General features: G+C 72.4%; 13 protein-coding genes and 1 pseudogene. 11 read left to right on the forward strand and 3 right to left on the reverse strand.

Features of this window, described 5'->3' with window-relative positions; all coding sequences use genetic code 11:
- Positions 1 to 29: 29 nt before the first annotated feature.
- Positions 30 to 182, reverse strand: a complete 153-nt coding sequence (locus tag GKE82_RS00170; protein WP_154731961.1) for a hypothetical protein — start codon at positions 180 to 182, stop codon at positions 30 to 32.
- Between the two features lie 22 nt (positions 183 to 204).
- On the opposite strand from GKE82_RS00170, the gene tig reads away from it, so the two are divergent.
- The 5 genes and pseudogenes from tig to GKE82_RS30315 all read left to right on the forward strand — a co-directional run bounded on the left by tig (position 205) and on the right by GKE82_RS30315 (position 4,172).
- A complete protein-coding gene (gene tig / locus GKE82_RS00175) occupies positions 205 to 1,557 on the forward strand; it encodes a trigger factor (protein WP_107570022.1) in 1,353 nt (450 codons plus the stop codon).
- A 104-nt stretch (positions 1,558 to 1,661) separates the two neighbouring features.
- Complete coding sequence (gene clpP, locus GKE82_RS00180; RefSeq protein ID WP_284690355.1) at positions 1,662 to 2,315, forward strand: ATP-dependent Clp endopeptidase proteolytic subunit ClpP; 654 nt, start codon at positions 1,662 to 1,664, stop codon at positions 2,313 to 2,315.
- 42 nt (positions 2,316 to 2,357) lie between these two features.
- Positions 2,358 to 3,629 (forward strand): ATP-dependent Clp protease ATP-binding subunit ClpX, encoded by a 1,272-nt coding sequence (clpX, locus tag GKE82_RS00185; RefSeq protein WP_107570020.1) that lies wholly within the window; start codon positions 2,358 to 2,360, stop codon positions 3,627 to 3,629.
- A gap of 68 nt (positions 3,630 to 3,697) precedes the next feature.
- Positions 3,698 to 3,805 (forward strand): annotated as a pseudogene (locus GKE82_RS29615) (universal stress protein); the annotation flags it as partial.
- Between the two features lie 145 nt (positions 3,806 to 3,950).
- A complete protein-coding gene (locus GKE82_RS30315) occupies positions 3,951 to 4,172 on the forward strand; it encodes a universal stress protein (protein ID WP_309233282.1) in 222 nt (73 codons plus the stop codon).
- 49 nt (positions 4,173 to 4,221) lie between these two features.
- Here GKE82_RS30315 and GKE82_RS26710 read toward each other — a convergent pair whose 3' ends face one another.
- Positions 4,222 to 4,920, reverse strand: coding sequence for a hypothetical protein (locus GKE82_RS26710; RefSeq protein ID WP_196188997.1), 699 nt, complete (start codon positions 4,918 to 4,920; stop codon positions 4,222 to 4,224).
- Positions 4,921 to 5,022: 102 nt separating this feature from the next.
- Here GKE82_RS26710 and GKE82_RS00195 point away from each other — a divergent pair, with 102 nt between their 5' ends.
- Positions 5,023 to 5,925 carry an ABC transporter ATP-binding protein gene (locus tag GKE82_RS00195; protein ID WP_233243891.1) on the forward strand — a complete coding sequence of 301 codons (903 nt, stop codon included), beginning with the start codon at positions 5,023 to 5,025 and terminating at the stop codon, positions 5,923 to 5,925.
- Positions 5,926 to 5,945: 20 nt separating this feature from the next.
- Here the strand turns inward: GKE82_RS00195 and GKE82_RS00200 are convergent, their stop codons facing one another.
- The gene (locus GKE82_RS00200) at positions 5,946 to 6,353 is read right to left on the reverse strand and encodes a hypothetical protein (RefSeq protein ID WP_154731963.1); all 408 of its coding nucleotides are present in this window, start codon (positions 6,351 to 6,353) and stop codon (positions 5,946 to 5,948) included.
- A 94-nt stretch (positions 6,354 to 6,447) separates the two neighbouring features.
- On the opposite strand from GKE82_RS00200, the gene GKE82_RS00205 reads away from it, so the two are divergent.
- The 5 genes from GKE82_RS00205 to GKE82_RS00225 are packed head-to-tail and all read left to right on the forward strand — an operon-like array spanning position 6,448 to position 12,378.
- Entirely contained in the window at positions 6,448 to 7,275 is an 828-nt protein-coding gene (locus GKE82_RS00205; RefSeq protein WP_107570016.1) for an ABC transporter permease, read from the forward strand.
- Positions 7,272 to 8,099: an ABC transporter permease gene (locus GKE82_RS00210; protein ID WP_154731964.1), complete on the forward strand. Its 828-nt coding sequence runs from the start codon at positions 7,272 to 7,274 to the stop codon at positions 8,097 to 8,099. Before GKE82_RS00205 ends, GKE82_RS00210 begins: the two co-directional genes overlap by 4 nt.
- Positions 8,100 to 8,105: 6 nt before the next feature.
- Positions 8,106 to 9,407, forward strand: coding sequence for an MlaD family protein (locus GKE82_RS00215; protein ID WP_154731965.1), 1,302 nt, complete (start codon positions 8,106 to 8,108; stop codon positions 9,405 to 9,407).
- Positions 9,407 to 10,993: an MlaD family protein gene (locus tag GKE82_RS00220; protein ID WP_154731966.1), complete on the forward strand. Its 1,587-nt coding sequence runs from the start codon at positions 9,407 to 9,409 to the stop codon at positions 10,991 to 10,993. The genes GKE82_RS00215 and GKE82_RS00220 overlap by 1 nt, the downstream gene beginning before the upstream one ends.
- Complete coding sequence (locus GKE82_RS00225) at positions 10,993 to 12,378, forward strand: MlaD family protein (RefSeq protein ID WP_154731967.1); 1,386 nt, start codon at positions 10,993 to 10,995, stop codon at positions 12,376 to 12,378. The genes GKE82_RS00220 and GKE82_RS00225 overlap by 1 nt, the downstream gene beginning before the upstream one ends.
- The last annotated feature ends 99 nt before the right edge of the window (positions 12,379 to 12,477 follow it).

Genomic DNA, 12,477 nt, shown 5'->3' on the forward strand with positions numbered 1-12,477 from the left:
TGCCGCGGCCCGGCGACGACGCCGTCCGTCTAGGCGAGCGTGCGGCCGCGCGCCCGCGCCCACGCGTAGCGCGAGAGCAGCACGACCCAGTCCACGAGACCGGCCGCGAGGTGCCCGACCGGGCCGCAGAGCAGCCGCGCCGCCGCGCGCTCGGGGAGGGTCAGCGGGTGCCGGGACGCCATTCCCGGGTACCTTGTCAGGTCCATGGCCGCCACGAAGAGCACCCCTGTCACCGCCACCGTCTCCGAGCTCCCCGAGTCCCGGGTGAAGATCGAGGCCGAGGTCTCCGCGAAGGAGGTCAGCGCGCGGGTCGACCAGGCCGCCCGCAAGCTCGGCCGCGACTTCCGGCTCCCCGGCTTCCGCAAGGGCAAGGTGCCGCCCGCGCTGGTGATCAAGCAGCTCGGCCGCGAGGCCGTCCTGGACGAGGCCATCCGCGACTCGCTCAGCCGCTGGTACGTCGCGGCGCTGGACGCCGGCGACGTCGTGCCGATCGGCGAGCCGCAGGTCGACCTCGGCGAGCTGCCCGCCGACGGGGAGGCGCTGACCTTCACCGTCGAGATCGGCGTGCGCCCGACGGCCACGCTGGGCGACTACAAGGGCGTCGAGGCGCCGAAGAAGGACCCGCAGGCCACCGACGCCCAGATCGACGCCGAGGTCGAGCAGCTGCGCCAGCGCATGGCGCGCCTGGAGACCGTCGAGCGCGCCGCCGCGGAGGGCGACTTCGTGGTCATGGACTACGAGGGCTCGATCGACGGCGAGCTGTTCGAGGGCGGCGCCGGTCGCGACCAGATGATCGAGCTCGGCTCCGGCCAGCTGATCCCCGGCTTCGAGGACCAGCTCACCGGCGCCTCCGCCGGCGACGAGGTGTCCGTCGAGCTGACCTTCCCCGAGGACTACCAGGCCGAGCACCTGGCCGGCAAGGACGCGGTCTTCGCCGTGACCGTGAAGGAGGTCAAGGCCAAGGAGCTGCCCGAGCTCGACGACGAGTTCGCCGAGAACGCCGCCGGCTTCGACTCGCTCGCCGAGCTGCGCGAGGACCTCGGCAAGAAGATCACCGAGGCCGCCGAGGGGCGGGCGGAGAACGAGTACCGCGAGGCGGTCCTCGACGCGGTCGTCGCCAACGCGACCGTCGAGGTCCCGGACGCGCTGATCGAGGCGCGCGCCCGCGAGATGTGGGACCGCATGCTCCACTCGCTCTCCCACCAGGGCATCTCGCGCGAGATGTACATGCAGATCTCCGGCCAGTCCGAGGAGGCCGTCCTGGAGCAGGCCAAGCCCGACGCCGAGCAGGCGCTGCGCCGCGACGCGGTGATCGCCGCGGTCGTCGCCGCCGAGGGCATCGAGCCGTCCGACGGCGACGTCCTGGACGTCCTCGGGCCGAGCGCCGCGCAGGAGAAGATGGCGGTCGAGAAGCTCCGCGACAAGCTCGAGCAGCAGGGCCGCCTGGCGGAGATCAAGGACGACCTGGCGCAGCGCCAGGCGCTCGACTTCCTCGTCGAGCACGCCACCCCGGTGCCCGCCCCGGCGGACGAGCCGGACGCCTCCGCCGACGCCTGAGACGCGGCGGCGGGACCGCCCGCGCCAGCGGACTTCAGTCCCGGCCGGTCCGGGCCGATGACAGGGCTGCCGGACCGCCGGTGGCCCGTTGCTAGGCTGATCCGATCGGAACGCAGAATCTCGTCGACCGGCGGGAGGATTCCGGTGGTACGAGCGAAACAGAAGCGAGGAACATGAGTCCCCTTGTCCCCATGGTCGTGGAGCAGACGTCGCGAGGCGAGCGTGCCTTCGACATCTACAGCCGTCTGCTCAGCGAGCGCATCATCTTCCTCGGCACGCCCGTGGACGACCAGATCGCGAACCTGATCGTCGCGCAGCTCCTGCACCTGGAGAGCGAGGATCCGGACAAGGACATCTCGCTGTACATCAACTCGCCGGGTGGCTCCGTGTACGCGGGCCTCGCCATCTACGACACGATGCAGTTCATCAAGCCCGACGTGTCGACGATCTGCGTCGGCATCGCGATGTCGATGGGGGCCCTGCTGCTCTCCGGCGGCGCCAAGGGCAAGCGCATGGCGCTGCCGAACTCCAAGGTCATGATCCACCAGGTCTCCTCCGGCTTCCAGGGCCAGGCGACCGACATCGAGATCCACGCGAAGGAGGTCATCGACCTGCGCGCGAAGCTCGACGAGATCATCGCCCACCACTCCGGGCAGAGCCTGGAGAAGGTGAAGAACGACACCGAGCGCGACTACTTCATGTCCTCCGAAGAGGCCGCCGCCTACGGGATCATCGACCGGGTGATCTCGGAGCACTAGCTCCGGGGCACCCGCCCGCCGTCACCGCGAGGGAGAGAGAGCATGGCTCGACCGACCGATTCGAACGAACAGCTGCTGTGCAGCTTCTGCGGCAAGTCGCAGCGCCAGGTGAAGAAGCTCATCGCCGGGCCTGGCGTCTACATCTGCGACGAGTGCATCGACCTCTGCAACGAGATCATCGACGAGGAGCTCACGGCACCGCCGACGTTCGACCTGGACAACCTCCCCAAGCCGAAGGAGATCTTCGGCGTCCTCGACGAGTACGTCGTGGGGCAGGACGAGGCCAAGCGCGCCCTCTCGGTGGCGGTCTACAACCACTACAAGCGCGTGCAGATGATGCAGGCGCAGGACTCGGACATCGAGCTGCAGAAGTCGAACATCCTGCTGCTCGGTCCGACCGGCTGCGGCAAGACGCTGCTCGCGCAGACGCTCGCCCGCATCCTCAACGTGCCGTTCGCGATCGCCGACGCCACCGCCCTCACCGAGGCCGGCTACGTGGGCGAGGACGTCGAGAACATCCTCCTGAAGCTCATCCAGGCGGCCGACTACGACGTCAAGAAGGCCGAGACGGGGATCATCTACATCGACGAGGTCGACAAGATCGCCCGCAAGGCCGACAACCCGTCGATCACGCGCGACGTGTCGGGCGAGGGCGTGCAGCAGGCGCTGCTGAAGATCCTCGAGGGCACGACCGCCTCGGTGCCGCCGCAGGGGGGACGCAAGCACCCCCACCAGGAGTTCCTGTCGATCGACACGACGAACGTGCTGTTCATCTGCGGTGGCGCGTTCGCGAACCTCGACAAGGTCATCGAGCGGCGCATCGGCAACAAGGGCATCGGCTTCGGCGCCTCGCTGGAGCGCGCCGAGGAGGCCGCCAACCCCGAGGTGTTCGCGAAGGTCCTGCCCGAGGACCTCGTCAACTACGGGCTGATCCCCGAGTTCATCGGCCGCCTGCCGGTCGTGAGCGCGGTGCACCAGCTCACGCGCGAGGACCTCATCACGATCCTCACCGAGCCGCGCAACGCGCTCGTCAAGCAGTTCCAGCGGTTCTTCTCCTTCGACGGGATCGAGCTCGTCTTCTCCGACGACGCGCTCACCGCGGTCGCCGACAAGGCGCTCGAGCGCGAGACCGGGGCCCGCGGCCTGCGGTCGATCATCGAGGAGACGCTGCTGGACGTGCAGTTCGAGCTGCCGTCCCGTCGCGACGTGAAGAAGTGCGTCGTGACGAAGGAGACGATCGACGCCGGCCGCGCGCCGACGCTCGTCACCGAGGCGGCGCCCGAGGACGACGCGCCCGCCGCCGAGTCGGCCTGACGCCGCCCCGCGGGCGGCCTGTGACGCGGCTCTCATCCCGGCCTGCGGGCCGGGGGTAGGGTTGCGCCATGCCGAAGAAGATCGTCGTCGGGACCGACGGGTCGCCCACCGCGCGCGAGGCGGTGCGCGAGGCCGCCGAGCTGGCCGCCGTGACCGGGGCCGAGCTGCTGATCGTCCGCGCCTACTACGGCAAGGGAGCCCCGGGACTCCGCCACCGCGTACGAGCCGACGCTCGAGGACCGCAGCCCGGCGGGCCTGCCCGCCGACGTCGCCCGCCCGGTCGGCCCGCGCGGCGACGCGCTCGCCGGCCTCGAGGCCGACGTGGCGAGCGTCGCCGAGTACGACATCCCGGTCGTGACGCCGCTGGCGCGCGAGGGCGAGGCGGCGGACGCCATCCTGAGGATCGCCGACGAGCAGGGGGCCGACCTGATCGTCGTCGGCAACAAGGGCATGACCGGCGCGGCGCGCTTCCTGCTGGGCAGCGTGCCGAACAAGATCACCCACCACGCGCCGTGCAACGTGCTCGTGGTGCGCACGACCTGAGGAGCCGCTCACCCGCGGCCGTGTCGGGGCGTCGGTCGCGGCCGCCCGGTCAGTCGTCGCAGTCGCCGCTGGTGCGTCCGCTGTCGTCGACCACGCAGCCCGACGGTGCGGCGGTGATGCGGACCGGCAGCCGGCCCGCGGGCGTGGCGCCGGTGGCGTCGACCGCGCGGGCACGGCCGGCGAGGCCGGCGGCGACCGCGTAGTTCAGGCGGTAGCGCCCGGCCCGGACCGCGGTGACCCGCCAGACGACCGTGCGGGTCGCCCCGGCCGCCAGCGGCCCGAACGCGAACGTGTCGGTCTGCGCGACCTCGGCGCCGCCGTCCGGCCGGCGTGCCAGCGCGGCGTCGTCCGCTGCGCCCGCGGGCCGGATCTTCGGGAAGCCGGGGGTCGGCACCCACACCGCGACCGCGCGATCGCCCGCGCGGGCGTCGGCGGCCGGCAGGGAGAACGGCTTCTCGGGCTTGGGCGCCTCGACGCCGGCGTTCCCGGTCCAGACCGTGACGGCGAGCTCGGGCAGGTCGCGGTCGCCGCGGTTGCGGACCGTCAGCACCAGATCGGAGGTCAGCGAGACGCGCTGCTGCTCCGGGAACGCGGCCCGCACGACCTCGACCTCGTAGGTCGCCGCGCGCTCGTCGACGTCCCCGCTGGGCTGCGCGCCACAGCCGGCGAGCACCAGGCAGCCGACGGCCGCGACGACCCCGGGGACCGGTCCCCGACCGGCGCCGCGCTCTCCCGCTCGCTCCCGCATCGCGGCCTAACGTACACCAGTGAACATCGACGGAGGGTTCGGGTATCGTCTGCGCGATCGCGCATCCGCGCGGCCGTTTCGTCGTCCGGGGAGGACAGGGAAGTGGTTGAGCAGCACGAAGAGGACTCCGGCGCCTACTACGAGCCGATCCCGGGCACGCGCCTGCACGTCGACTACACGGTGCCGGGCATCGAGCCGGGTGACGCCAACCCGTACTCGTGGCACACCGGGGCCAAGCGCAAGCACACGGGCCGCGACGCGATCGAGGTGGTCGACGTCGTCAAGCAGTTCGGGCGCATGCGGATCCAGAACGGGCTGAACCTCGCGTTCCCCGACGACCAGGTCTCGATGCTGCTCGGCCCCTCCGGCACCGGCAAGTCGGTCCTCATCAACCTGATCGTCGGTCTCATGCGCCCCGACGCGGGCGACATCCTCGTGCACGGGCAGTCGGTCCCGAACATGCGCGAGGACGAGCTGCTGGAGCTGCGCAAGCGCTTCGGCCTGCTGTTCCAGGACGGCGCGCTGTTCGGCTCGATGAACATCTACGACAACACCGCCTTCCCGCTGCGGATGCACACCGACAAGGGGGAGGACGAGATCGCCGCGATCGTCAACCGCCGCCTCAAGGAGGTCGGGCTCGGGCACGCCGCGGAGAAGATGCCCAACGAGCTCTCCGGCGGCATGCGCAAGCGCGCGGGGTTCGCGCGCGCGCTCGTGCTCGACCCGGACATCGTCTTCTTCGACGAGCCGGACTCGGGCCTGGACCCGGTGCGCACGGCGCTGCTGTGCGAGCTCGTGCAGGAGATCCACGCCGAGAACAAGGGCTGCTACGTGATCATCAGCCACCACCTCGGCACGGCCCGCACCGTCGCCGACTACATCGCGGTGCTGTGGCGCGGCCGGATCGTCGAGTCCGGGCCCGCCGACGAGCTGTTCGAGTCCGAGAACCCGTTCGTGCACCAGTTCCTCAACGCGGCGCCCACCGGGCCGCTGGCGATGGACTGATCGCCGCCGGGACGCGGGCGTCAGCCCGCGTCGGCGCCGCCGAGCAGTCGCGCCAGCCGGCGCTCCACCTCGGCCTCGACGTCCAGCGGCGGCTCGCCCATCCGGGCCCGCCGCTCGTTCCCGGCGACGACCACCTGCCGGACCTCCTCGCGCAGCCCGTCGTCGGCGGCGGGAGGCGCGACGGCGTCCTGGGCGGTCCCGTCCTGTTCGCCGCGGCGCGCGCGGATGTAGGCGCGCGCCTCGAGCATCTGGCCGATCTCCTCGTCGCGGGCGCGCCGCTCGGCCGCCTCGTCGGTCGGGGCTCCGCCTCCGGACTCGCCGGAGACGCGGTCGCCGACGTCACGGACGAGCTTGGAGGCCAGCGGCGCCATCGCGAGCGCGATCAGCGTGATCGCCAGGATCAGCCACTCGGGGTTCGGCTCGCTCACCGTCCGAGCATAGTCCGCGACCCGCGGTGACACGTCCACGTTGCGTCGTATGTACACAAGTGTCTAGGATGCTCGCCGTGCTCAGGGGAGAGGCATGACCGGTCCGGTCGCGGCCGCCAGGAAGGCGTTCACGCGCACGGACATCCCACCCGGATCGTGGGTGCAGAACTCGGGCGGCACCGCCGCGCTCGGGATCAAGGTCGCCGCGCAGATCTTCACGCCCGGTCTCTCGTGGCGGACGGAGTTCGTGCGCCAGTACGTGTTCGCCTTCCAGGCGACCCTGCTGCCCGCGATGATCGTCTCGTTCGTCGTCGGCTTCTCGACGATCGGCATCCAGGGCGGCTCGCTGGCCGCCGCGTTCGGCGCGGTCGACCGGATCTCCGGCGCGGCGCCGATCGCGTTCCTGCGCGGTCTCGGCCCGATCCTCACCGCCGCGATCGTCGCCGGCACGCTGGGCGCGACGATCACCGCCGAGATCGGGGCGCGGAAGATCCGCCAGGAGCTGCTCGCGCTCGAGGTGCTCGGGGTCAACCCGATCCGCAACCTGATCATGCCGCGCGTCGTCGGCCTCGCCCTGTGGATGCCCGTGCTCGCGCTGCTGACGTTCTGGGCCGGCGTCGCCGGCACCTACTGCGCGACCGTGTTCCTGTACGGCAACACGACGCAGGCGTTCTTCGACCAGCTGCTGCTGCTGACGCACTTCCTCGACCTGTGGGGCAGCGTCGTGCGGCTCACGCTGTTCGGCATCCTCATCGGCCTGATCGCCGCCTACAAGGGCATGCAGGTCGGCGGCGGCGCCGAGGGCGTCGGGAAGGCGGTCAACGAGTCCGTCGTCTCGTCGCTCGTCGTCGTCGGGGTCGTGACGCTCGTCTACACGACGCTCTTCGAGGCGTTCTTCCCGGAGGTGAACTTCCTCATATGAGCGTCACCCCGGAGCCGCCCCGCTCGCCGCTGATGAAGGCGATCGAGAAGCCGCGCAAGGTCCCGGTGATCGACGCCGCGGGCGAGTACGCGACGTTCGTCGTCCGCGCGATCGCCGCGTTCCGCCACCTGCCGAAGTTCACCGCCGAGGTGCTGCGCCAGGTCGGCTTCCTCGTCGCCGGCAGCGCCCTCGTCATCATCTTCATCTGCTTCATCGTCGGCGCCGCGTGCGGCATCGCCGCCGAGTCGATCGGGCAGGCGATCGGCGCGAGCGTCACCGGGCCGATCTTCAGCTCGTTCTGCGTGAACCGCGAGATCGTGCCGTTCCTCTTCGGCTTCATCCTCGCCGCGAAGGTCGGCGGCGGCATCGTCGCCCAGCTCGGCGCGATGCGCGTCAACCAGGAGGTCGACGCGATGGAGATCATCGGCATCCCGTCGCTGGCCTTCACGGTCTCCACCCGGATGCTCGCCTCCGCGATCGTCCTGCCGATCCTCTATCTCATCTCGCTCGGGGCGGCCGAGGGCGCCTCCTGGATCGGCTCGTACGTGCGCAGCCAGACGGTCTCGCAGGGCACCTGGGAGTTCGTCTACTACACGGTCACCAACCCGATGGACATCGTCTTCTCGTTCATCAAGGGGCTCGTGATCAGCGCCGGGGTCGTGACCGTCGCGCTCTACTTCGGCTACCGCGTCCGCGGGGGTCCCGTGGAGGTGGGGACGGCGACCGCGCAGTCGATGGCCGTGAACCTGATCCTCGTGACCGTCCTGAACATGACGATGACGTTCCTGTTCTTCGGCTTCAACCCGCGGCTACCGATCGCGTAGGCCACCGTGCGGATCGTCATCGAACGCCTCCGGCAGCACTCCAGCCGGATCATCGCCATCCTCGCGCTCGCGCTCGCCGCGATCGCCGTCGCGTCGATCCTCGGCGGCACCCGCGGCAGCTACGAGGTCAAGGCGCAGTTCGACGACGTCCGCGGCCTCATCCCCGGTGGCGCGGTGCGCGCGGCGGCGGTCCCGGTCGGCACGGTCAAGCGCGTCGAGCTCGTCGGCGACCGGCCCGTCGTGACGATGGAGATCGACGACGACTACGTGCTGCGCGAGGGCGCCACCGCCGACATCCAGCTGTTCTCCAACGCCGGCGCGGTCAACCGCACGATCGAGCTCACGATCGGCGACCCGACGAAGCCCCGCCTGCGCGCGGGCACGGTCCTGCGCGGCCCGCAGACCGACCAGCCGGTGAACTTCGACGACGCCGCGGAGACGCTCGACGCGCCGACCCGCGCGAACATCAAGGCGTTCCTCGTCGGCCTCGACCGCTCGCTGAAGGGCCGCGGGCGCGACATCGACCGCACGTTGCGGCGCAGCGCCCCGGCGCTCAACGAGACCGCGAACCTGCTCGCGCAGGTCAACAGCGACGGGCAGGCCGTCCGCACGCTCGTGCGCGAGGGCAGCCGCGTGACGTCCGCCCTGGCCGCCAGCCCCGCCGACCTCGGGGCGGCCGCCGACCGCACCGCGACGCTGCTGTCGGTAACCGCCGGCCGCCAGGCCGAGCTGCGGCGCAGCACGCAGCTGCTCGGCCCGTCGCTCGCGCGCGGCCGCACCGCGCTCGCCTCGCTCGCCACCGCCACGCCGCGCCTGCGCACGCTCGTGCAGGGACTCGAGCCCGTCGCCGAGGAGATCGAGCCGTTCGCGAAGGCGCTCCCGCCCGCGCTGGAGGCGGCCGGCCCGTTCCTCGTGGAGACCCGCCGGCTCGTGCGCCAGGCTCCCGGCAACCTCCGCGACTTCCGGCCGATCATCCGCAGCGCCTCGCGCGTCGCGCCGCCGCTCGCCCCGCTGATCGACGAGATCCTGCCGCTGGGCAACGCGCTGCGCGCGTACATCCCCGAGACCGTCGGGTTCTTCCAGAACCTCGGCTCGACGCTGGGGACCTACGACGCCAACGGACACGTGCTGACCCTCGGCGTCGGCCTGTTCCCGACGCCGCCCGGCAGCACCGGCAAGCGGCTCGGGCCCGGCGACTGCGGTCCCGGCTCGCTGGAGAAGCCGTACACGCGGCTGCCCGGCACCCTGGCCTGCCAGCCGTGGGCCGACGCGGCGTCCACGAACGTCGGCGTGGAGCGGGGCCGCTGATGCCCGACGTCCTCGCCCGCGCGATGGCGGTGATCATGGGCGGCCTGCTGGTCGGCGTGATCGGCGTGCTCGTCATCACCTCCCGGCCGCCGTCGGACTCCCGGCAGGTCGTCGCCGAGTTCCGCGACGCCTTCCCGATCCTCGAGGGCATGGCGGTCCGCAGCAACGGGGCGCCCGCCGGCTCCGTCGGCAAGACGACCGTCAACGACGAGGGCCTCGCCCGCGTGACGCTGCTGCTCGACAAGGACCTGCCCGCACCCCGGGCCGACGCGACCGCGACGATCCGCCAGTTCGACAGCACCGGCGACAGCTACATCAGCTTCGACCCGGGCACCGCGCCCGAGCCGCTGCGGAAAAAGGACGGCGAACCGACCGTCACCTGCGACGCGCCCGAGCCCGGCGCGCCGTGCACCAACACGCTCGCCGCGCCGCGCCTGGACGACCTCATCAACGCGTTCGGCCCGCCCGAGGAGGCCGGCGTCAAGCTCATCATCGAGAGCCTCTCGCAGGCGCTCGAGGGCCGCGGCGCGGACGTCAACCGGGCGGCCCTGCGGCTCGTGCCGACCCTCGACGCCGCCAACAAGGCGCTCGCCGAGGTCAACGGGCAGAACGCGGCGCTCAAGCGGCTCATCACCGACATGGAGGACGTCAGCCGCCAGGGCGCCTCCCGCAGCCGCGAGCTCGGCACGCTGATCGACGGGCTCGCGCGCACGCTCGACACGACCGCCGCCCGCACCGGGGCGCTGGACCGCGGCCTGCAGGCGCTCCCCGAGACCCAGCGGCAGCTGCGCACGATGCTCGCGAGCCTGCGGCGCACCGCCGACGAGACCCGCCCGCTGGCCGACCAGCTGCGCGCCGGCGCTCCCGGGCTCGGCCGGCTGCTCGACCGCGCCCCCGGCTTCCTCGACGACCTGCGCTTCGCGCTGCGCCAGAGCGGCCCGACGCTCGAGCTGACCCGCAAGCTCCTCGTCTCCGGGGCGCCGACGATCGCCGCCGACCCGCAGCGGGTCGTCACCGGGGCCTTCGACCTCGCACCCGCGGTGTCGAACCTGCTCAAGGGCATCCTCGGCGGCGACGAGACCATCCGCGCGTTCTTCGGGGACGAGAAGGACGGCGGTCCCGAGAGCCGGCCCGGCTACGGCTTCGGCCTCGGCGCCGCGACCACCGAGCCGGGCAACCAGCCCGGGTTCCCCGCCGACTGGACCGACCGCAAGTTCCTGCGCGTGACCGCGCTCCTGAACTGCGAGGCGTTCGGCGGCACCAACGGCCCCGGCTGCCTCGCCGGCCTGCTCCAGCGCGCCGAGCGCGCCCAGCGCGCCGAGCAGCAGACGACCCCGCTGCCGAAGCTCCCGAAGCTGCCGACGGTGAAGCTGCCGTCGCTGACGCGGCCCGCGACCGGCGACGGCGGACGCCCCGCCGCCGGTTCCGGCGGCTCGGGCACCGGCTCCACGGGCCCCGACCTCCTCGCTCCCGTGAAGGAGGCGCTCGGCGTGCTCGGCGGCCGGCAGGGCGCCCCGGCCGGCGGTCGCGGCGACGCCCCCGGCGGCGACACGATCACCTCCCTCCTGGACTACCTCCTGCGCTGATGGCCGGCCCGACCCGCACCCCGCGCCGCACGCTCGGCGGAGGCATGAGCGCCCTGGTCTCGCGCGCCAGCGAGCGGATCGACCGCTACCGCACGCCGCTGGGACTCGCGGTCCTCGCCGTCGTCGCCTTCCTCGGCTACACCGCGTTCAAGGCCACCACCGGCCCGCCGTTCCTGCCGAAGTACCGGATCACCGTCAAGGTCCCCAGCGACGCCCCCTCCCTGCGCAAGGGGCAGGCGGTGCGCGTCGGCGGCTCCCTCGCCGGTCTGATCCAGAAGGTCGAGCCCGACCCCGCGAACGACCGCACGCTCGTGGAGATCAGCATCAGCAAGGGCAAGTACAAGCCGCTGCCGGTCGACACCACCGCGTTCGTGCGCGTCAAGTCGATCGTCTACGTCACCTACCTGGCGCTGACCCCGGGCACCTCGAAGCAGACGCTGAAGGACGGCGACACGCTGCGCGCCGAGGCGACCTCCGGGACCGACCTGCTCGAGGTCGTCCAGCTGTTCGACCGGACCGCCCGGGAGAACCTCTCCAAGACGCTGGTGAACACCGGCTTCGGCGTGGCCGGTCGCGGCGTCGAGCTCAACGGCGCCCTGCGCGACCTGCCCGCCACCGCGAGCTACCTCGGCGACCAGCTGCGCGCCGCCACGAGCACCGACGGGGCGCTCGGCGGGCTCGTGCTCGGCGCGGCGAACACCGCCCGCGGTCTGAAGGGCGACGGCGGCGACGACCTCGCCGGCCTGATCGCGGGCGGCAGCCGCACCTTCGGCGCGACCGCGCGGCGCAGCGCGTCGCTCGGCCGCACCATCGAGCTCCTGCGGCCGTTCGAGGACGCGGTCCTGCGCACCACCCCGAGCGCGACCCGTGCCTTCGACGCGATCTCCCGCGGCGCCACCGCGTTCACCCCCGCGGTCCGCAACCTCAACGCCCAGCTCCCGGGGCTCACCGAGCTCGCCGGTCGCGGCGACCAGCTGCGGGACGGCTTCGCCGCGCTGCTGGGCGGCGGGGCCGGGGGCGCGGGCGGCGGCGGGGTCGGCGGCAGCGGCGGCGCGGTCGGTGCGGCCGACGGCATCACCGAGAAGGTCCTCATCGCCGCCCGGCCGGTCGTCCGTGACCTCTTCGGCATCCAGACCGCGGTCGGCCCGCTGAACCGCTCGCTCGACCAGCTGCTCGCCACGATCGACCCGTACCTCCCGGAGATCCGGCAGGCCGGCCTCTGGCTGCAGGAGGCCACCAGCACGCGGCCGAACTCCGGCAGCAAGCCCGGCGCCCCGGCGCTGCGGCTCGTGCCGGTGCTCACCGCGCACCCGTGCCGCAACCCGCTGCCCGCCCCCGGCGAGGCCCAGAACGACGCCCAGACCGCGACGGGGTGCGGACGATGAGCCTCGGGGTGCAGCGGCTCGCGGGCGTCGCCCTGCTCGTGGTGATCAGCCTCACGATCGTGCTCGGCGTGACGAAGCCCAACCCGGTCAAGGACACCT

Source organism: Conexibacter sp. W3-3-2 (assembly GCF_009707605.1).
Classification (GTDB): Bacteria; Actinomycetota; Thermoleophilia; order Solirubrobacterales; family Solirubrobacteraceae; genus Paraconexibacter; species Paraconexibacter algicola.

Bases quoted from the DNA above. Each gene is read 5' to 3' on its own strand.
- GKE82_RS00170 (WP_154731961.1), bottom strand. From the start codon at position 182: ATGGCGTCCCGGCACCCGCTGACCCTCCCCGAGCGCGCGGCGGCGCGG.
- tig (WP_107570022.1), top strand. From the start codon at position 205: ATGGCCGCCACGAAGAGCACCCCTGTCACCGCCACCGTCTCCGAGCTC.
- clpX (WP_107570020.1), top strand. From the start codon at position 2,358: ATGGCTCGACCGACCGATTCGAACGAACAGCTGCTGTGCAGCTTCTGC.
- GKE82_RS26710 (WP_196188997.1), bottom strand. From the start codon at position 4,920: ATGCGGGAGCGAGCGGGAGAGCGCGGCGCCGGTCGGGGACCGGTCCCC.
- GKE82_RS00205 (WP_107570016.1), top strand. From the start codon at position 6,448: ATGACCGGTCCGGTCGCGGCCGCCAGGAAGGCGTTCACGCGCACGGAC.
- GKE82_RS00210 (WP_154731964.1), top strand. From the start codon at position 7,272: ATGAGCGTCACCCCGGAGCCGCCCCGCTCGCCGCTGATGAAGGCGATC.
- GKE82_RS00220 (WP_154731966.1), top strand. From the start codon at position 9,407: ATGCCCGACGTCCTCGCCCGCGCGATGGCGGTGATCATGGGCGGCCTG.
- GKE82_RS00225 (WP_154731967.1), top strand. From the start codon at position 10,993: ATGGCCGGCCCGACCCGCACCCCGCGCCGCACGCTCGGCGGAGGCATG.